Annotated in this window: 15 protein-coding genes and 1 pseudogene; 7 read left to right on the forward strand and 9 right to left on the reverse strand. The window is 73.3% G+C overall.

Annotated features, from left to right (window positions below; all coding sequences use genetic code 11):
* Positions 1 to 24: 24 nt before the first annotated feature.
* The 3 genes and pseudogenes from QFZ75_RS16845 (at position 25) to QFZ75_RS16855 (ending at position 3,983) form a co-directional block, all read left to right on the forward strand.
* On the forward strand, positions 25 to 2,274 hold the full coding sequence (locus tag QFZ75_RS16845; protein WP_307537825.1) for an acetate--CoA ligase family protein: 2,250 nt from the start codon (positions 25 to 27) through the stop codon (positions 2,272 to 2,274).
* Between the two features lie 283 nt (positions 2,275 to 2,557).
* Positions 2,558 to 3,278, forward strand: a pseudogene (locus QFZ75_RS16850) (enoyl-CoA hydratase/isomerase family protein).
* Positions 3,279 to 3,332: 54 nt separating this feature from the next.
* The gene (locus tag QFZ75_RS16855) at positions 3,333 to 3,983 is read left to right on the forward strand and encodes a flavin reductase family protein (RefSeq protein ID WP_307537827.1); all 651 of its coding nucleotides are present in this window, start codon (positions 3,333 to 3,335) and stop codon (positions 3,981 to 3,983) included.
* Here the strand turns inward: QFZ75_RS16855 and QFZ75_RS16860 are convergent.
* Positions 3,973 to 5,343 (reverse strand): MFS transporter, encoded by a 1,371-nt coding sequence (locus QFZ75_RS16860; RefSeq protein ID WP_373465889.1) that lies wholly within the window; start codon positions 5,341 to 5,343, stop codon positions 3,973 to 3,975. The genes QFZ75_RS16855 and QFZ75_RS16860 overlap by 11 nt on opposite strands.
* Before the next feature lie 71 nt (positions 5,344 to 5,414).
* Between QFZ75_RS16860 and QFZ75_RS16865 the strand changes: the two genes are divergently transcribed.
* Positions 5,415 to 6,404: a GlxA family transcriptional regulator gene (locus QFZ75_RS16865; protein WP_307537829.1), complete on the forward strand. Its 990-nt coding sequence runs from the start codon at positions 5,415 to 5,417 to the stop codon at positions 6,402 to 6,404.
* A gap of 52 nt (positions 6,405 to 6,456) precedes the next feature.
* On the opposite strand, the gene QFZ75_RS16870 is transcribed toward QFZ75_RS16865, so the two are convergent.
* From QFZ75_RS16870 to QFZ75_RS16880, 3 genes are all read right to left on the reverse strand, one after another.
* On the reverse strand, positions 6,457 to 7,506 hold the full coding sequence (locus tag QFZ75_RS16870) for a Zn-dependent alcohol dehydrogenase (protein ID WP_307537831.1): 1,050 nt from the start codon (positions 7,504 to 7,506) through the stop codon (positions 6,457 to 6,459).
* Positions 7,507 to 7,530: 24 nt separating this feature from the next.
* Positions 7,531 to 8,679, reverse strand: a complete 1,149-nt coding sequence (locus QFZ75_RS16875; RefSeq protein WP_307537832.1) for an acyl-CoA dehydrogenase family protein — start codon at positions 8,677 to 8,679, stop codon at positions 7,531 to 7,533.
* Between the two features lie 96 nt (positions 8,680 to 8,775).
* On the reverse strand, positions 8,776 to 9,684 hold the full coding sequence (locus QFZ75_RS16880) for an SDR family NAD(P)-dependent oxidoreductase (RefSeq protein ID WP_307537834.1): 909 nt from the start codon (positions 9,682 to 9,684) through the stop codon (positions 8,776 to 8,778).
* A 95-nt stretch (positions 9,685 to 9,779) separates the two neighbouring features.
* On the opposite strand from QFZ75_RS16880, the gene QFZ75_RS16885 reads away from it, so the two are divergent.
* On the forward strand, positions 9,780 to 10,706 hold the full coding sequence (locus tag QFZ75_RS16885; RefSeq protein WP_307537836.1) for a cyclase family protein: 927 nt from the start codon (positions 9,780 to 9,782) through the stop codon (positions 10,704 to 10,706).
* A 418-nt stretch (positions 10,707 to 11,124) separates the two neighbouring features.
* Here QFZ75_RS16885 and QFZ75_RS16890 read toward each other — a convergent pair whose 3' ends face one another.
* From QFZ75_RS16890 to QFZ75_RS16905, 4 genes are all read right to left on the reverse strand, one after another.
* A complete protein-coding gene (locus QFZ75_RS16890; RefSeq protein ID WP_307544555.1) occupies positions 11,125 to 11,619 on the reverse strand; it encodes an ATP-binding protein in 495 nt (164 codons plus the stop codon).
* Between the two features lie 537 nt (positions 11,620 to 12,156).
* The gene (locus tag QFZ75_RS16895; RefSeq protein ID WP_307537838.1) at positions 12,157 to 13,107 is read right to left on the reverse strand and encodes an acyl-CoA dehydrogenase family protein; all 951 of its coding nucleotides are present in this window, start codon (positions 13,105 to 13,107) and stop codon (positions 12,157 to 12,159) included.
* Positions 13,108 to 13,111: 4 nt separating this feature from the next.
* Positions 13,112 to 14,263 (reverse strand): acyl-CoA dehydrogenase family protein, encoded by a 1,152-nt coding sequence (locus QFZ75_RS16900; RefSeq protein ID WP_307537839.1) that lies wholly within the window; start codon positions 14,261 to 14,263, stop codon positions 13,112 to 13,114.
* Complete coding sequence (locus tag QFZ75_RS16905; RefSeq protein WP_307537841.1) at positions 14,263 to 15,456, reverse strand: amidohydrolase family protein; 1,194 nt, start codon at positions 15,454 to 15,456, stop codon at positions 14,263 to 14,265. The genes QFZ75_RS16900 and QFZ75_RS16905 overlap by 1 nt, the downstream gene beginning before the upstream one ends.
* Before the next feature lie 346 nt (positions 15,457 to 15,802).
* On the opposite strand from QFZ75_RS16905, the gene QFZ75_RS16910 reads away from it, so the two are divergent.
* Complete coding sequence (locus QFZ75_RS16910) at positions 15,803 to 16,843, forward strand: hypothetical protein (protein WP_307537843.1); 1,041 nt, start codon at positions 15,803 to 15,805, stop codon at positions 16,841 to 16,843.
* An 80-nt stretch (positions 16,844 to 16,923) separates the two neighbouring features.
* Positions 16,924 to 18,435, forward strand: coding sequence for a class I adenylate-forming enzyme family protein (locus tag QFZ75_RS16915; protein WP_307537845.1), 1,512 nt, complete (start codon positions 16,924 to 16,926; stop codon positions 18,433 to 18,435).
* Here QFZ75_RS16915 and QFZ75_RS16920 read toward each other — a convergent pair.
* Positions 18,414 to 18,926, reverse strand: a complete 513-nt coding sequence (locus QFZ75_RS16920) for an EF-hand domain-containing protein (protein ID WP_307537847.1) — start codon at positions 18,924 to 18,926, stop codon at positions 18,414 to 18,416. The two genes, QFZ75_RS16915 and QFZ75_RS16920, sit on opposite strands and share 22 nt — an antisense overlap.
* Between the last annotated feature and the right edge of the window lie 6 nt (positions 18,927 to 18,932).

Genomic DNA, 18,932 nt, shown 5'->3' on the forward strand with positions numbered 1-18,932 from the left:
AGCCATACAGGAGCGGGCGGACCGATGCTTGGATCAACCCATGGCACCCTCACCACCGACTCCCGCCGGACCGGGGTCGTCGCCTGCGGCGGGCAACCCGCCCCCGCGGTGCACGGCAGACCGGCCGCCACCGACGACCTCGACGTCAGCGGCCGGCCGCTGTACGCCGGCGTACCCGACCTGGACCGCTTCTTCCGCCCGGAGTCGGTGGCCGTCGTCGGCGCCTCCGACACCGAGGGCCGCCCGAACACCGGCGTCACCCGGCAGCTGCTCGCCTGGGCCGGGCGGGTCGGCGCCAGGCTGCACCCGGTGCACCCGACCCGCGAGTCCGTGTTCGGCCTGCCCTGCGTCCCCTCGGTCGCGGACCTGCCCGAACAGGTCGACCTGGCCGTGCTGCTGGTCGCCGATCCGCTCCCCGTGATCGAGCGGCTCGCGGACCACAAGGTGCGGTTCGCGGTCGCCTTCGCGTCCGGGTTCGCCGAGACGGGGGCGGAGGGCGCCGCCGCGCAGGCCCGTCTCGCCGACGCCGTACAGCGCTCCCTGCAGCGCTCAGGACCGCGCTCCGGGCTCCGGCTGCTCGGCCCGAACACCAACCTCAACGCGTTCGAGGAGTTCCGCGAGGACCTGGACGGCCCGGCGATCGCGCTGATCACGCAGTCGGGACACCAGGGCCGCCCGGTCTTCACCCTGCAGGAACTGGGCATCCGGCTCTCCCACTGGGCGCCCACCGGCAACGAGGCCGACCTGGAGAGCGCCGACTTCATCTCGTACTTCGCCGAGCGGCCCGAGGTGGGCGCCATCGCCTGCTACCTGGAGGGCCTCAAGGACGGCCGTTCCTTCCTCCTCGCCGCCGACCGGGCCGCCCGGCGCGGGGTCCCCGTCGTCGCGGTCAAGGTCGGCCGCACCGAGACGGGCGCGCGTACGGCCGCCTCCCACACCGGCAAGCTGACCGGCGCCGACGCGGTGGTGGACGCCGCGATGCGCCAGTACGGGGTCGTCCGCGTCGACGGCCTCGACGAGCTGCAGGACACCGCCGCCCTCCTGGCGCGTGCCCGGCCGCCCTCCGCCGACGGGGTCGCCGTCTACTCGATCTCCGGCGGTACGGGCGCGCACTTCTCCGACCTGGCGACCGGGGCGGGACTGCGCCTGCCCGCCCTCTGCGCCGCCAAGCAGGCCGAACTGCACCAGTGGATACCCGCGTACCTGGACGTCACCAACCCGATCGACAACGGCGGCCATCCGGTCGGCGACTGGCGGGGGCGCCGGATCATCGACGCGATCCTCGCCGATCCGGCCGTCGGGGTGCTGATCTGCCCGATCACGGGCCCCTTCCCGCCCATGAGCGACCGGCTCGCGCGGGACCTGGTGGACGCGGCCGAGGAGACGGACAAACTGGTCTGCGTGGTGTGGGGGTCGCCGGTCGGCACCGAGTCCGCGTACCGCGAGACCCTCCTCGGCTCGTCCCGCGTCGCGACCTTCCGCACGTTCGCGAACTGCATCACGGCGGTACGCGCCCACCTGGACCACGCCCGCTTCACGGCCTCCTACCGCTCCCCCTTCGACGAGGCCCCCCGCACCCTGTCCCCCTCCTTCCGCAAGGCGCAAGCCCTCATGCAGCCGGGCAGCAGACTCAGCGAGCACGCGGCGAAACAGCTGCTGCGCGCGTACGGGATCCGGGTGCCGCGGGAGCAGCTGGTGACCAGCGCGGCGGCGGCCGTACGGGCGGCCGGGCTCGTCGGGTACCCCGTCGTCATGAAGGCGTCCGGCGCGCGGATCGCCCACAAGACGGAACTGGGGCTGGTCAGGGTCGGTCTCACCTCGGCCAGCCAGGTACGCGACACCTACCGCGAGCTGACCGACACGGCCCGCTACGAGGACGTGTCGCTCGACGGGGTCCTGGTGTGCCAGATGGTGGAGCCCGGTGTCGAGATGGTGGTCGGGGTGACGCACGACGACCTCTTCGGCCCGACGGTGACGGTCGGGCTCGGCGGCGTCCTGGTCGAGGTCCTGCGGGACACGGCGGTGCGGGTGCCGCCGTTCGGCGAGGAGCAGGCCCGCTCGATGCTCGACGAACTGCGGGGGCGGGCGCTGCTGGACGGTGTCCGGGGGCGGCCTCCGGCGGACCTGGACGCGCTGGTGGAGGTCGTCCTGCGCGTCCAGCGGATGGCGCTGGAACTGGACGGGGAGCTGTCCGAGCTGGACATCAACCCGCTGATGGTCCTGCCCCGGGGCCAGGGGGCGGTGGCGCTGGACGCACTGGCGGTATGCCGCTGATCCGCTGCGCGGGGCGTCAGCGTCAGCGGGGGGTGCGTCGTCGGCTGCGGACCGGCGGGGGCCGGTCGCGCAGTTCCCCGCGCCCCTGGAAGGGCTGCGCCTTCCCCAGGGGCGCAGCCCCGTCAGGGGCGCGGGGAACTGCGCGGCCCGCCCCCACCCACCCGCACTCCCCCGCTCGCCCACCCACTCACTCACCCACTCACCCCGACGAATCGGACCCCCGGTGATAGTTCGCACCCTCGACCACCACGTCTCCTGGATCACCCTCAACCGGCCGGAGGCCATGAACGCCCTCGCCCCCGAACACCGCGACCACCTCATCCGGCTGCTGGAGGAGGCGTCCGCCGACCCCGGCACCCGCGCCGTCGTGCTCACGGCGACCGGCCGCGGCTTCTGCGCCGGCGCCGACCTCCGCGGCGGCCCGCCCGCCCCGGACCGCGCTCCCGGAGACGTCGCCCGGCTCATCAGAACCGGCGCCCACCGCCTCATCACCGCGGTCCTGGACTGCGAGAAACCGGTCCTCGCCGCGGTGAACGGCACCGCGGCCGGCCTCGGCGCCCACCTCGCCTACGCCTGCGACCTCGTCCTGGCCGCGGAATCGGCCAGGTTCATCGAGGTGTTCGTCCGCCGCGGCCTCGTCCCCGACGGCGCCGGCGCCTACCTCCTCCCCCGCCTGATCGGCCCGCAGCGGGGCGAAGGAGCTGATGTTCTTCGGCGACGCCCTGACCGCCGCGGACGCCCACCGCCTCGGCCTGGTCAACCGCGTCGTACCGGACGGCGAGCTGGAGAAGACGGCCCGTACCTGGGCCGACCGCCTCGCCGCCGGCCCCACCCGCTCCCTCGCCCTCACCAAGCAACTGGTGAACGCCTCCCTGGACTCCGACCGCGCCACCGCCTTCACCGCCGAGGCCATCGCCCAGGAACTCAACATGACGACCCAGGACGCCACCGAAGGCGTGACGGCATACGCCGAACGCCGTACCCCGCGGTTCGAGGGCCGCTGAGCGGCGACCGGAACCCTTCCCACCTGACGGCCCGTCAGGTTCAATGGACGTGTGATGGGACACGCAGGAATGGCCGCGACAGCCGTCCGCTACCTGAGGACGGCCGGCGGTCCGGCCCCGGCCGGGCCGGTCGAACCGCTCCCACGGCCTGCCCTGCGCGCGGTCGCCGACGACGAACGCGCACCGGTCGACCCGGTCGAGTTCCGCCGCGTCCTGGGCAACTTCGCGACGGGCGTCACCGTCATAACGGCCCCGGCCCCGGCCCCGGACCCGGCCCCGGACCCCGCCGGATCCGCCGCCGGCGAAGGCCCCGCCGGCTTCGCCTGCCAGTCCTTCGCCGCCCTCTCCCTCGATCCGCCCCTGGTCGTGTTCATGGTCGCGCGTACGTCCACGACCTGGCCCCGCATCGCCCGCGCGGGCGTCTTCTGCGTGAACGTCCTCGGCGCGCACCAGGGCGACCTGTGCCGCGGCTTCGCGGTGAGCGGCGGGGACAAGTTCGCCGGGGTCGGCCACACCCCGGCCCCGGTCTCCGGGTCGCCGCGCCTGGCCGGTGCCACGGCGTGGGCCGACTGCACGGTCCACGCCGTCCACCCGGGTGGCGACCACCTGATCGTGGTGGGCAGGGTGGACGCCCTGGGCACGTCCGACGGTGCCGACGCACCCCTGCTGTTCCACCGGGGCCGCTTCGGCGGCTTCACGGCCTGACGCCCTGCGCGAGGATGAGCGCGTCCGGCGCCCCCGGCTCCCGCCGCCGCCGGATCACCAGCGCCAGCAGCGCGGCCGCCGCGCACAGCGCCCCGGAGGCGTACCACATCACGTCGTACGAGCCGAAGGCGTCGCGGGCGACCCCGCCGAGGAAGGCGACGAGGGCGGCGCCGACCTGGTGAGAGGCGAGGACCCAGCCGAAGACGATGGCGCTGTCGTCGCCGAACTGCTCGCGGCACAGGGCGATGGTGGGCGGCACGGTGGCGACCCAGTCGAGGCCGTAGAAGACGATGAAGAAGACCATCGGCGGGTGCACCGAGGGGCCCATGAGCAGGGGCAGGAAGAGCAGCGAGACGCCGCGCAGGGCGTAGTAGACCGCGAGCAGGCGGCGCGGGTCGAAGCGGTCGGTGAACCAGCCGGAGGCGATCGTGCCGACGACGTCGAAGACGCCGATCACCGCCAGGAGCGAGGCGGCCGCCGTGATCGGCATGCCGTGGTCGTGGGCGGCGGGCACGAAGTGCGTCTGGATCAGGCCGTTGGTGGAGGCGCCGCAGATCGCGAACGTCCCCGCCAGCAGCCAGAAGGGTCCCGTGCGCGCGGCGGAGGACAGGACCTTCACCGTCCGGCGGGCCGCCCCCGGCACGGGCGGCGGCTTCTCGACGAACTCCGTCGCCCCGTACGGCGCGAGCCCCACGTCCGCCGGATGGTCGCGCAGCAGCAGCCAGACGAACGGCACGACCGCGAGCGCCGCCAGGGCCACGGTCACGGCCGCCGGGCGCCAGCTGTGCTCCGAGACGATCCACGACAGTACGGGCAGGAAGATCAGCTGGCCGGAGGCCGAGGCGGCGGTGAGGATGCCGGTGACCAGCCCCCGCCGCTCGGTGAACCAGCGGTTGGTGACGGTCGCGGCGAAGGCGAGTGCCATCGAGCCGGACCCGAGGCCCACGAGCAGCCCCCAGCACAGCAGCAGCTGCCAGGCCGCGGTCATCCACACCGTGGCGCCCGAGCCGACCGCGATCACGACCAGGGCGAGCGCGACGACCCGCCGGATCCCGTACCGGTCCATCAGCGCGGCGGCGAACGGCGCCGTCAGCCCGTACAGCGCGAGGTTGACGGAGACCGCGAGCCCGATCGTGCCGCGTGACCAGTGGAACTCGTCGTGCAGCGGGTCGATCAGCAGGCCGGGCAGGGAGCGGAAGGCCGCCGCGCCGATGATCGTCACGAAGGTGACGGCGGCCACGAACCACGCCCGGTGCACCCGCGTGTGCCGCCGCCCGGTTCCGGGGTCCTTCGCGGGCGCCACGGGTGCCACGGGTGCCGCGTCGCCCGCGGCGTCGGTTGCGTCGGTTGTCTGTGTCACGTCATAGAGCCTGCGTCGCGCGCCCTGCCCGGACGAGTGGCCCGAGGGACAGTGTTCGCTAGGATCGGGCCATGGGTCCGCACATGCCGCACAGCCCGTTCCGTCCGCACCGCGTCGTCGTCCTCGCGCTGGACGGCCTGCTCCCCTTCGAGCTGGGCATCCCGCACCGCATCTTCAGCCGCGCCGTGGACTCGGAGGGCCGCAGGCTGTACGAGATCGTCACCTGCTCCGTCCGGCCACCGGGCCCGGTCGAGACGGACGCCGACTTCTCCGTGTCCGTCGAGAACGGGCCGCAGGCACTGGCCACCGCCGACACCGTCGTCGTCCCGGCCTCGTACGAACTGGGCCCGGTCCACGACGAGGGCGTGCTCACCGGCGAACTGGCCGCGGCGCTGGCGCTCATCAGGCCGGGCACCCGCCTCGTCTCCATCTGCACGGGCGGGTACGTGCTGGCCGCCGCGGGTCTGCTCGACGGGCGTCCGGCGACCACGCACTGGGCGTCCGCCGAGCACTTCCAGCGGCTCTTCCCGAAGGTGCGGGTCGACGCGGACGTGCTGTTCATCGACGACGGGGACGTGCTGACCTCCGCGGGGGTCGCGGCCGGCATCGACCTGTGCGTCCACATCGTGCGCCGCGACCACGGGACCGCCGTCGCCAACGAGGTGGCCCGCCGTACGGTGGTGCCGCCGCACCGGGACGGCGGGCAGGCGCAGTACATCCACCGGCCGGTGCCCGAGCCGCAGTCCGCGACGACCACCTCGGCGCGGGCCTGGGCGCTGGGCCGGCTGCACGAGCCGATCCAGTTGCGGGACATGGCCGCGCGGGAGGCGATGTCGGTGCGGACGTTCACCCGGCGGTTCCGGGAGGAGGTGGGGGTCAGTCCCGGGCAGTGGCTCACGCAGCAGCGGGTGGAGCGGGCGCGGCACCTTCTGGAGTCCACGGACCTGTCGGTCGACCAGGTCGCGGCGGACGCGGGCTTCGGCACGGCGCAGTCGATGCGGCAGCATCTCGGGGCGACCCTGGGGGTCACCCCGACGTCCTACCGCCGGACGTTCCGCTGACCCGCCGTGTTCGCCTGCGGGCCCGGCGTCGACCGGAATGTCGGACGGAACGTCAGAACGTCAGAACCCCCCGCGCCACCCGCCCGGCGGCGGCCTCCGCCGCCGCCTTCTCGAAGTCCTCGACGGGATACGTGCACGTCACCAACTCGTCCAGCAGCAACCGCCCCTCCCGGTACAGCTCCGCGTACAGCGCGACATCCCGCTGCGGCCGCGACGCCCCGTACCGGCACCCCAGGATCGACTTGTCCAGGAACATCGACGAGACGAGGAAGGACGCCTCGGCGTCCACCGCCGGCACCCCCAGCAGCACGGCCTGCCCGTGCCGGTCGAGCAGGTCGACGGCCTGCCGTACGAGCTCCACCCGCCCCACGCACTCGAAGACGTGGTCCGCCCCGTTCGGCAGGATGTCCCGCACCCCCGTCACGGAGGTGAGGAAGTGCCCGGCCCCGAACCGCCGCGCCGCCTCCTCCTTCGCCGGATTCGAGTCGACCGCCACCACCGTGAGCGCCCCGGCGATCCGCGCGCCCTGCAGCACGTTGAGCCCGATCCCGCCCGCGCCGATGACGACGACGCTGTCCCCGCGGTCCACCCGGGCCCGGTTCAGCACGGCCCCGACCCCGGTCAGGACCGCGCACCCGATGAGGGCTGCCGAGGCCATCGGGATGTCCTGGGGGATGCGTACGGCCTGCACGGCCTTGACCACCGTGCGTTCCGCGAAGGCGGAGTTGGACGCGAACTGGTACAGCGGCTCCCCGCCCCGCGCGAAGGGCCGTTGCGGCATCCCGATCGCCTTGCGGCACATGGTGGGCCGGCCCCGGTCGCATTCGGCGCACACACCGCAGTTGGCGAGCGTGGACAGGCAGACGTGGTCCCCCGGCCGGACATGGGTCACCCCCGCCCCCACCTCGGCCACGACGCCCGCGCCCTCGTGGCCGAGCACCACGGGCACGGGGAAGGGGATGGTGCCGTCCACCACGGAGAGGTCGCTGTGGCACAGCCCCGCCGCCTCGACCTCGACCAGCACCTCGCCGGGCCCCGGACCCCGCACCTCCAGGTCGTCGACCACCCGCGTCTGCCTGCCGTCGAAGATCACGCCTCGCATGTCGCACCCGGCATCGCGCTCATCTCAGCCCTTCGCTTCCCTGGGAAGGCCGAGCACGCGCTCGGCGATGATCGTGCGCTGGATCTCGTCCGAGCCGCCGTAGATCGTGTCGGCCCGGCTGAAGAGGAACAGGTGCTGCGACGCGTCGAGTTCGTACGGCGCCGCGGCCGTCCAGTCCGCCGGCCCCACCGCCGCGCCGGCGCCCCGCACCCGCACCGCGAGTTCGCCGAGCCGCTGGTGCCAGCGGCCCCACAGCAGTTTGGCCACACTGGGCGCGCCCGGGACACCCGGACTCCCCAGGGTCCGCAGGGCGTTCCACCGCATGGTGCGCAGCTCGGCCCACTGGCGTACGAGCAGGTCGCGGACGACCGGGTCGTCGGCCGCCCCCGTGGCGACGGCCTCCTCCAGCACCCGCCCCAGCTCCTGGGCGAAGCCGATCTGCTGGGCCAGGGTGGAGACGCCCCGTTCGAAGCCGAGCAGGCTCATGGCGACCCGCCAGCCGTTGCCCTCACCGCCGACGACGTGCTCGGCGCGCGCACGGGCCCCGTCGAAGAAGACCTCGTTGAACTCGCTGGTCCCGGTCAGCTGCCGGATCGGCCGTACGTCGATCCGGCCGGGCTGGTCCATCGGCACGAGCAGGAAGCTCAGCCCGCGGTGCCTGCGCGACCCGGCCTCGGTGCGCGCCAGGACGAAGCACCAGTCCGCCTCGTGCGCCAGCGAGGTCCAGATCTTCCGACCGCTGATCCGGTACCCGCCCGCCTCCCGCACGGCCCGGGTACGGATTCCCGCGAGGTCGGACCCGGCCCCGGGTTCGCTGTACCCCTGGCACCACAGTTCGTCACCGGCGGCGACGGGCGGCAGGAAGCGGGCCTTCTGCTCCTGGCTCCCGTGCGCGAGCAGCGTGGGGGCCAGCAGCTTCTCCCCGATGTGCCCGCTGCGGGCGGGAGCCCGGGCCCGCGCGTACTCCTCGGCCCACACCACCTGCCGCCCGATCCCGACCGCCCGGTTCCCGTACCCCTCCGCCCCCCACCCGATCCCGATCCACCCGGCGGCCCCGAGCGTCCGCTCCCAGGCCCTGCGGTCCCCGTCGCCCACCGCCGGCACATGCCGGTCCAGCCACCCCCGTACCTCGACGCGGAACGCCTCGTCCTCCGACGTGCACCCGAAATCCACCTGTCCTCCAACGGCCTTCCTTCCAGGGGCGCGGGGAACTGCGCGACAAGCCGCAGCGGACCCGCACCCACCCACGGCCCCACGTCCGGCCGCCTCCTACGGCGCCTCCTTCGCGGAGCGGGCCGCACGGGCCATCTCCTCCACCCGCCCGAGCAACGGCATGGGATCCACCCCCACCGCCCCCGGCAGGAACCGCGCGAGACGCTCGGGCGTCCACCGCCCCTCCGCATACGCCGAGCGCAGTTCCCGCGGCTGCGCCCACACCGCGATCTTCGGCCCCGCCACCGTGTACACCTGCCCGGTGATCCCTTCCTCCCGGGCCCGCTCGGACAGCAGGTAGACCACGAGCGCGGCCACGTCCTCGGGTTCGCCGATCTCCGTCAGCTCCATCGGCACGTTCGCCGACATCCGGGTACGGGCGACCGGCGCGACCGCGTTCGCCGTGACCCCGTACCTGTGGAGCCCGAGCGCCGCGCTCCGGACGAGCGAGACGATCCCGCCCTTCGCCGCGCTGTAGTTGGCCTGCGAGACGGACCCCTGGTGGTTGCCGCTGGTGAACCCGATGAGGGTGCCGGAGCGCTGCCCCCGCATCACGGCGCAGGCGGCGCGGAAGACGGTGAACGTGCCCTTCAGATGGGTGGCGATGACCGGGTCCCAGTCGTCCTCGGTCATGTTGAAGAGCATCCGTTCACGCAGGATCCCGGCCACGCAGACGACCCCGTCGAGCCGCCCGTACGCCTCCAGGGCCACGTCGACGATCCGCTGTCCGCCCGCCATGGTGGAGATGTCGTCGGCCACCGCGACCGCCTCGCCGCCGGCCGCCCCGATCTCCTCGGCCACGGCGTCGGCGACCGAACTGCTCGGCGCCGAGCCCTCGATCGAGACGCCGTAGTCGTTGACGACGACCCGTGCGCCCTCGGCCGCGGCGGCCAGCGCCACCGCACGTCCGATGCCCCGGCCCGCCCCGGTCACGGCGACGACCCTGCCTGCCAGGAAGTTCCCCACGCCCCGGCCCCTTCCCACGGTTTCTGACGGTCCGTTAGATTTGCTTCGATTCTACGACCCGTCGGACACCTGAGGACAAGCCCCGGGGAGGACTCATGTCACTGCCGGCCGAGTTCCACGAGATCGCCAAGCGCGTGAACAACTGGGGGCGCTGGGGCGCCGACGACGAGATCGGCACCCTGAACCTGATCACCGACGACGTCGTGCGCGGGGCCGCCGCGAGCGTCCTCAGCGGCCGTCGCGTACCGCTCGCCCTGCCCCTGCGGCAGGACGGTGTGCAGACGGGGATGATCCCGGGCCGGGTCAATCCGCTGCACACGATGGTGCAGATCAACCAGGAGCTGTTCGGCCCCGGTACGGTCGCCTGCAGCGACGACGCCGTGACGATGGGCCTGCAGGCGGCCACCCACTGGGACGCGCTCGCCCATGTCTCGCACTCGGGCCGGCTCTACAACGGCCGCTCCGCCGACACCGTCACGGCCCACGGGGGCGCGGGGTTCGGCGGCATCGACAAGCCCCGGCACATCGTCTCGCGCGGTGTCCTGCTGGACGTGGCCCGCGCGCTCGGCACGGAGCGCCTCGACGGCGGGCACGCGGTGACCCCGGAGGACCTGGAGGCGGCCGAGGAACTGGGCGGGACGAAGGTCGGCCCGGGCGACATCGTCCTCGTACGCACCGGCCAGATGCAGCTCTACCTGGCGGGCGACAGGGAGGGGTACGCCTTCCCGTCCCCCGGTCTGTCCGTGCGTACTCCGGAGTGGTTCCACGCGCGTGATGTCGCGGCGGTCGCGAACGACACCCTCACCTTTGAGATATTTCCTCCCGAGACGGAGGATATGTGGCTGCCCGTCCACGCGCTCGACCTGGTCGAGATGGGCATGCCGCAGGGTCAGAACTGGAATCTCGAAGAGTTGTCCACAGCCTGTGGACACGCCGGGCGCCATGCGTTCCTGCTGTCGGCGATGCCCGAACCGTTCGTCGGCGGCACCGGAACCCCCGTGGCGCCGGTGGCGATCCTCTGAGGGGTGCCGCAACGGGGGCCGACACCCGCGCGACGAGCACCGGCGGACGGCGCGTCTCCCCCACGCGCCGCCGACCGGCCCTCCGCCGCACCAGCTCCACCCCTGACCCCCGGAGCCGGCGCCGCATCGCGGTCCGCACTCGGCGAGGGCTCCTGTCACCGGAGACCTCGCCGTCCCCTCACGGCGAACCACTGACCACAAGCGTGAGGAAACGGACACGCTGCGTCAACGCCCACCCAAGGGTTCACGCCTTAAATACCCTTTGTCACCCACCTGGAGGGAAGCACGGCCCGGCGCACACGGCAGGACCGGACGCGGGGAGTCCGGGCCCCGTGCCCTCCGTGCGCCAGCGGGCGCGCCCGCTGCACGAGCGCCCGCTCCCGCGCGTTGCGCGATCCCGCACATCCGGAGCTTCGCGTCACACGGCCTCGTACGCCAGGCCTCCGTACCCCACCGACGCCGCGTCGCAGGCCGCGGTGTCCGTGCCCGGTGACGAACACCGGTCCACCTCGCACCAGATGCGTTTGCCGGCGCCCTCGGGGCTCCAGCCCCACCGGTCGGCGAGACCGTCGACGAGCGCGAGACCGCGGCCGTTGGTGTCACCGCCGTCCGCGCAGCGCGGACGGGGTGCCCGGGTGCTGGCGTCGACCACCTCCAGGCGGACCGTGGCGACGACCTCGCCGAGGGCGCGTTCCCCGGCGGTCGGCCCGCCCGCCGCGGCCGGCACCGACAGGCGCAGGACGGCGGGGCGGCCGGTGTGCACCACCGCGTTGGTGACCAGCTCCGAGACGAGCAGGACCAGCGTCTCGGCCAGCGTCTCGTCGGCCTCTATCCCGGACCCCGCGAGCCGCGAACGGGCCCATCTCCGGGCTCGCCCCACCTCCGCGGGGTCGGGCCGGATCTCCAGCTGCACTTGAAGCACCTGCACCGCTCACACCATCCGAACCGGCGGACACATCGCCTCGCGCCTCGCAAGGGCCACGATCGTGGTCAGAAAAGGGTTCACGGAACGTGATTCCCTAGAGAGACAGCATGGTTGACGTACAGTCACCCCAACAAGCGCTTCGGGCATATTCCAGCGCGAAGGAGTACGCGTGCGGCATACTGTGCGACGCTCGCCACGGGGAGTCGAACAGGCGGGAACGGTCCTGCTTCCTGCCCTGCGAGCGGCGCGCACCGCCGGATCCGGGGCTGCCCCGGGGGCAACACCGTGATGGCCCGGCCTCAGAACCACTCGCATCCCACACAAGGTACCGGAGCACACCGCCGACTCCGGGCCGTGACGAGTCACGCATCGGACACAACCCGGTATCGACGCTCGGTGACCCGGTATGCCACGTTCCGCGCCGTCCACCCCTCCTGCCTCCTCCCGGCTCCTCCGGGACCCCTCCGGAAATGCCACGATCGGTGACATGCCGACGGCGGTCCGGCGGCGGCCGACGCACCGCGTTCACGCCCCGTGCCGCTCGGCCCACGTCAGCAGACCGGCCGCGAGGGCTTCCTCCGCCTGCGCGGCGCAGGGGCCGCGACGGGCTCGCGACCAGGCCCGTTTGAGATGCAGATGCACCTCGGACTCCCAGGTGAAGCCCATCCCGCCGTGCACCTGGAGGCAGTCGCGGGCCCCGCGTTCGGCGGCCTCGTCGGCCAGCAGGCGGGCCGCCGCGATGTCGAGCGGATCGTTTGTGACGGCCGCCGCGTACACGGCCGAACGCGCCATCTCCACGCGTACGAGCATGTCGGCGCACAGGTGTTTCACCGCCTGGAAGGCGCCGACCGGCTGACCGAACTGCTCACGTGTCCGGGCGTGTTGCACGGCCAGCGCGCAGGTGCGGCCGGCCGAGCCGAGCTGTTCGGCGGCGGTCAGCAAGGCGGCCACCGGGTCGCCGGGCGCGGCCCGGGGCACCCGGTGCAGGGGGGTCAGCGGGTCGACCGGGCGCAGGGCGACGGCTTCCGTGACGTCTCCGCGTACGACGTCCGCCTCGTCCAGCCACTCGACGAGGCGTCCGTCGACGGCGGCGACGACGCACTCGCCGGTGGCCGCCCCGGGCACCTCCCCGGCCGCGAGGTGGGTGGCCACGAGCGGGCCGGGCAGCAGCGCCCGTCCGGCCTCCTCGAAGGCGAGCACCGCTTCGGGCAGCCCCAGTCCGACCCCGCCCCGCGCCTCGGGCAGCCGCAGCGCGAAGAAGCCCGCCTCGCCCAGCTCCCGCCACAGCGCACGGTCGAGGCGGGCCGCGGGACCGCGGGGGCCCGCGGGACCGGGAGGGCCCGCCCGCCCGTCGGAACCGGTCTCCGGGGGCGGGTCCACGGCGGCCCGCAGCCGCTCCCGCCCGAACCGCCGCACCAGCAGCTCGCGCACCCCGGCCCGTAACGCCCGCTGGTCGTCGGTGAGTCGGAAGTCCATTCGGTCACCGTCCCTTGGGCAGGCCCAGGATCCGCTCGGCCACGATGTTCCGCTGGATCTGCGAGGTCCCGGCCGCGATGGTGTACGAGAGCGACGAGAGCCGGTCGGCCGTCCACTGCCGGTCCAGGTCGAGCCCGTCGGGCCCGAGCACCTCGGCGGCCACGTCGTACAGCTCCTGCCGGACCTGCGAGTAGCGCAGTTTGAAGACCGAGCCGCCCACCCCCGGTACCCCGCCGCGCTCCGCCTCGCTCACGTTCCACTGCGTCAGCCGCCACAGGGCCCGGAACTCGGCGTCGAGCCTGCCGAGCCGCCGGCGCAGCGGCACATCGTCCCAGCGGCCGTTCTCGCGCGCCTCACGGGCCACGTCGCCCAGGACGCGCCGGCACGCGACCACCTCGCCCACGAAGGCGGTGCCGCGCTCGAAGGACAGCGTCACCATGGTCACGCGCCAGCCGTCGTTCTCCTCGCCGACCCGGTTGGCGGCGGGCACCCGCACCTCGTCGAGGAAGACCTCCGCGAACTCGGCCGAGCCGGCGAGGGTGCGCAGCGGGCGTACCGTGATCCCCGGGGCGTCCATCGGCATCGCGAGCCAGCTGATCCCCCGGTGCTTCGGCGCCTTCGGATCGGTGCGCACCAGGAGTTCGCACCAGTCGGCGACCTCGGCGTGCGAGGTCCAGATCTTGGAACCGCTGACCACGTAGTCGTCGCCGTCCCGCCGCGCGCGCGTGCGCAGCGACGCGAGGTCGGAGCCGGCGTCCGGCTCGCTGAACCCCTGGCACCACACCTCCTCGCCGCGCAGCACGGGCGGCAACCAGCGGGCCCGCTGTGCGGCGTTCCCCTCGGCCGCGACGGTCGGCCCGGCGTGCAGCAGCCCGACGAAGTTGGCGCCCACATAGGGGGCGCCCGCCCGCTCGGTCTCCTCCAGGAAGACGAGGTGGCGGGTGGGCGTGGCCCCGCGGCCGCCCGCGTCGACGGGCCAGTGCAGCCCCGCGTACCCGGCGTCGTACAACCGGCGCTGCCACCCGAGGTCGTACGTGCGCCGCGCCGGCCAGTCCTCGGGCGGGGGCTTCGGCGGCAGTGCGGGCAGCACCCCGGCGAGCCACTCGCGCAGGTGCGCCCGGAACTCCTCGTCCTCGGCCGGGTACGAGAGGTCCATCACCTGTCGAGATCCAGGTCCAGCATGCGGATGGCGTTGCCGCGCATCAGCTTGTAGACCGTCTCGTCGTCGAGGCCCTTCACATGGTCGAGGGCGACCTCCTTGGTGTGCGGGAAGGTCGAGTCGACGTGCGGGTAGTCGGTCTCGAAGGTCGCGTTGTCGCGGCCGACCACGTCCAGCGAGGCGATCCCGTGCTTGTCGCGGAAGAAGCAGCAGAAGATCTGCCGGTAGTAGTACGTGGACGGCGGCTCGGGGACCAGGTCGCGCACCCCGCCCCAGGCCCGGTGCTCCTGCCACACGTCGTCGGCCCGCTCCAGCGCGTACGGGATCCAGCCCATCTGGCCCTCGCTGTACGCCAGTGTGAGCCGCGGGAACTTCACGAGCACGCCCGAGAACAGGAAGTCCATCATCGACGCCATGGCGTTGTTGAAGCTCAGGGACGCCTGGACGGCGGGCGGGGCGTCGGGGGACGCGGCGGGCATCTGGCTGCTGCTGCCGATGTGCATGTTGACGACCGTGCCGGTCTCCTGGCAGACGGCGAAGAACGGGTCCCAGTGGCCGGAGTGGATGGACGGCAGCCCCAGGTGGGTGGGGATCTCGGAGAAGGTGACGGCCTTCACGCCCCGGGCCGCGTTGCGGCGGATCTCGGCGACGGCGAGGTCGATGTCCCAGAGCGGGATGATGCACAGCGGGATGAGCCGGCCGCCGCTGTCGCCGCACCACTCCTCGACCATGAAGTCGTTGTACGCGCGCACGCACGCCAGCGCGACCTCCTTGTCGTGCGCCTCGGCGAAGGTCTGCCCGCAGAACCGCGGGAAGGTCGGGAAGCACAGGCTCCCCTCGACGTGGTTGGCGTCCATGTCCCTGAGCCGCTCGGCCGGGTCCCAGCACCCGGGCCGCATCTCCTCGCGGGTGATGCCCTCCAGCGTCATCCGGTCCCGGTCGAAGCCGACGGCGGCGATGTTGCGCTTGTACGGGAACTTCAGGTCCTCGTAGATCCACCAGTCGGTCGGCGGCCCGTCCGGGTCCATCGTGATCCGGTACTTGCCGGCCACGTAGGCCAGTTCACCGATGCCGGCCGTCAGCGGCTTGGGACCGCGGTCCCGGTACTTCGCCGGCAGCCAGGTCTCGAAGAGGTGCGCGGGCTCGATCACATGGTCGTCGACGCTGATGATCCGGGGCAGTTCGGTCATGAGTCCAGCCCTCTCGGCAAATCCGATGACACGTATCTGATGACCCGTCAGAAATCAGGCTAGCCCCGAGGCCCTGGACCGACAAGGCACGGGGCCCCGGTACCCCGAGGGCGACCGCACGGCGGATCGCGTCGCCTTCGCCGGGTGCGCATCCCCCGGTGAGGGACGGCCGTGCGATCTTTTCCCTCTTACGCGGTACGGGTGAATGAGCCGGTTCTTCGGTTCGGGGCGGGTGCCGGGTCTTCTAGGGTTTCCGAGCGGATCCGGGGGCCGCGGGAAGGGCCCTGCGGGCGGAAGGGCCGGCGGAAGGGCGCACCTGTTGTCGGGGTTGGGGAAGTCGCCGGACGTGCCCGGGATCCGGGAGGACCGCCGTCGTACGACGTGGGCGGGGGCATGGGGCGCGGCGGGCGTGGCGGGCGTGGCCTGTCTCGTGGGAGCGGCGCTGACTCTCGGCGGGCCGTGGACGGCCGGGAGCGTGGCGGTGCGGATGGCGGTTTCCGGGCCGTCGGCCGGCTGCTGGGGGCTGGCCGCCTCCCTGGCGCTCCGTGCGTGGGGGGTGGGCGGACGGGTGCGGACGCGTCTGCTGCTGTTGGCCGGTTCGGCGGTGGCCGGGGGCGTGTACCGGGGGGCGGTCACCGTGCTGCCGTTCCACCCCGCGGATCCGGGACGGGACGGGCGGTCGCCGCTCGGTTCGGTGGTGACGGCCGGGGTGACGCTGGCGATCGGTCTGGGGATGGCCGGTGTGGTGATCGCAGCCGATGCCGGCCGGGGCCGGCAGGTGCTGTTGCGGCGCGTGCTCGACGGACTCGTCGCAGCCGGGGCCGTGTTCATGACGGGATGGGTTCTGCTGCGGGGGGCCGGTGACAGCTGGCGGCCGGGGACGGGGCCGGTCGGTGCCCTGTGGACCGCGGAGGTCGTGTTCCTCGGCGTTCTGTTCGCCCTGCGCCGTCTCGTACGGAGCGACCGGGGAGTCACCCTGTGGGTCGGCATCGCGGGGCTGTCCCTCGTGCTGATCGGCGACACCCTGCGCCTGTGGGTGGCCGGTCCGCACGGCCCCGAGGTGATGTCCTGGCAGCTGACCGACATCTGCAACACCGTGGGCCTGCTGGTGATCGCCGTCGGCCCCTGGGTGCCCGGCGGGGCGAGCGTCCTGGACACGGCCCGGCCGGCCTTGCGAGGCGGGATGGAGGGCGCCGCGGCGTTCGTCCCCCTGACGGTCTTCACGGTCACGGCGCTGGGCTATGCGCTGGCTCCCCCCGTCCCCGCCCACGACCCGGTGCCGCTGCTGGTCGGCGGGACTGCGCTGCTGAGCCTCTGGGCACGCCAGAGGTTCCTGCCGGGCGAGAACGCCGGGGACGACGGCCGAGCGCCGGCGGCGGGCGATTGACGGCAGAGCCCGGGCCCCCGACAATCTGACTGACCGTCAGCTCAAGCCGTCTCCGTCCACGAGCCGTGAGGAGCAGGGGCATGCCGGACGACACCGCACACGCGCTGGGCGCCTCCCGCACGTTCTGGGAGCTCGTCGAGCGCCGTGCCGCGCTCACCCCCGACCGTCCGGTCCTCCTCCAGGACGACCGCGTCCTCACCTTCGGGGAGCTGCGCTCCGGCGCCGAACGGGCCGCGGCCGGCCTCCACGCCATGGGCGTACGCCCCGGGGCCGTGGTCGCCTGGCAGCTGCCCACCCGTATCGAGACCGTGCTCCTCGCGACGGCCCTGGCCCGGCTCGGCGCCGTCCAGTCCCCGGTGATCCCCTTCTACCGCGACCGCGAGGTCGCCTTCGCGCTGCGCGCGTCGCGGGCGGCGTTCTTCGCCGTACCCGGCATCTGGCGCGGCTTCGACCACACCGCGATGGCCGGACGCCTGGCCGCCCGCGGCGTGTTCGAGGCGTACGGCACGCTCCCCGACGGGGACCCGTCGGTGCTGCCCGCGCCACCCTCCGCCGGAACGGACGTGCGCTGGATCTACTGGACCTCCGGCACGACGTCCGACCCCAAGGGCGTGCTGCACACGGACCGTTCGCTGATCGCCGGCGGCTCCTGCCTGGCCCACGCGCTGCGCCTGTCGCCGGACGACGTCGGCTCGATCGCGTTCCCCTTCGCGCACATAGGGGGCCTCGACTACCTCGTCATGCTCCTGCTGTACGGGTTCCCGGCCGTCCTCTTCGAGAAGTTCGCACTGCCGGACGCCCTGGAGGGCTACCGCAGGCACGGGGTGACGGTGGCGGGCGGTTCCACGGCTTTCTACTCGATGTTCCTGGCCGAACAGCGCAAGCAGCCGGGCACGAGGCTCATCCCGACCCTGCGCCTGCTGGCGGGCGGCGGCGCGCCCAAGCCCCCCGAGCTCCACCACGCGGTCGTACGCGAGATGGGGGTCCGTCTCACCCACGGGTACGGCATGACCGAGGTCCCGATGATCACCATGGGCTCACCGGACGACACGGAGGAGGACCTTGCGACGACCGAGGGGAGGCCTCCCGCGGGCATGGAGATCCGCGTCACGGACGGGGAGGTGCGCCTGCGCGGGGAAGCCGTCTGCCGGGGCTACCTGGACCCGGCACAGACCGCGGAGGCCTTCGACGACGACGGTTTCCTGATCACGGGGGACCTCGGACACCTCACCCCCGGCGGTCACCTCGTCCTGACGGGCCGCCTGAAGGACGTCATCATCCGCAAGGGCGAGAACATCTCCGCCAAGGAGGTGGAGGAGCTGCTGCACCGCCATCCCGGCGTCGCCGACGTCGCGGTGATCGGCCTCCCCGACGCCGGACGCGGAGAGCGCGTGTGCGCGGTGGTCGAACAGAGCGCCGGAGCCCCGCCGCTCACCCTCGACGAACTGTCCGCCCATCTGCGCGCCGAAGGGCTGTCCGCCCACAAGCTGCCGGAACAACTGGAGGTGGTGGACGCCCTTCCGCGCAACGAGGCCCTGCGCAAGGTGCTCAAGTACCGGCTCAGGGAGCGCTACTCGGGGACCGTGAAGTAACGGGCGAAGGCACTCACGATGTCCGGCTCGGTGACGACGCCGTCGGCGTCCGCGTCGAGCGCGCCCGCCGCGACGCCCGCCGTTTCCGCGGGCACGCCGAGGGCCTTGAGGATGCGCGTGGTCTCGTCGACGGTCACGGAGCCGTCCCCGTCGCCGTCCGCGACGGCGAGCGCCGCGTCCAGGAAGGGGCGGGCGATCTCGGCGAACCGCTCGGGGTTGTCCCGCAGCCGCTTCACGGCTCCGTTCACGAACTCCTCGCGGGTGATCCGCTGGTCGCCGTCCCGGTCCGCTATCCCGGCCATGCCCTGCCAGAAGGCCTCCGCGCCGATGTACAGGGCCTGGCCCTTGTCGCACCGGGCCGTCGTGCCGAACTCGGCGAGCAGCGCCTTCGTCGCCGTGTTGAAGTCCTCGCGGTCGATGTAGCCGTTGCCGTCCTGGTCGAATCCGGCGAACCGGTCGGCGATCTTCCGCTCGTACTCGGTACTGACCATGTCTTT

Origin of the sequence: Streptomyces sp. V3I8, from assembly GCF_030817535.1 — a bacterium.
Lineage (GTDB): Bacteria > Actinomycetota > Actinomycetes > Streptomycetales > Streptomycetaceae > Streptomyces.

Bases quoted from the DNA above. Each gene is read 5' to 3' on its own strand.
- QFZ75_RS16895 (WP_307537838.1), bottom strand. From the start codon at position 13,107: ATGGACTTCCGACTCACCGACGACCAGCGGGCGTTACGGGCCGGGGTG.
- QFZ75_RS16885 (WP_307537836.1), top strand. From the start codon at position 9,780: ATGTCACTGCCGGCCGAGTTCCACGAGATCGCCAAGCGCGTGAACAAC.
- QFZ75_RS16920 (WP_307537847.1), bottom strand. From the start codon at position 18,926: ATGGTCAGTACCGAGTACGAGCGGAAGATCGCCGACCGGTTCGCCGGA.
- QFZ75_RS16900 (WP_307537839.1), bottom strand. From the start codon at position 14,263: ATGGACCTCTCGTACCCGGCCGAGGACGAGGAGTTCCGGGCGCACCTG.
- QFZ75_RS16870 (WP_307537831.1), bottom strand. From the start codon at position 7,506: ATGCGAGGCGTGATCTTCGACGGCAGGCAGACGCGGGTGGTCGACGAC.
- QFZ75_RS16855 (WP_307537827.1), top strand. From the start codon at position 3,333: ATGGGACACGCAGGAATGGCCGCGACAGCCGTCCGCTACCTGAGGACG.
- QFZ75_RS16915 (WP_307537845.1), top strand. From the start codon at position 16,924: ATGCCGGACGACACCGCACACGCGCTGGGCGCCTCCCGCACGTTCTGG.
- QFZ75_RS16845 (WP_307537825.1), top strand. From the start codon at position 25: ATGCTTGGATCAACCCATGGCACCCTCACCACCGACTCCCGCCGGACC.
- QFZ75_RS16865 (WP_307537829.1), top strand. From the start codon at position 5,415: ATGGGTCCGCACATGCCGCACAGCCCGTTCCGTCCGCACCGCGTCGTC.
- QFZ75_RS16905 (WP_307537841.1), bottom strand. From the start codon at position 15,456: ATGACCGAACTGCCCCGGATCATCAGCGTCGACGACCATGTGATCGAG.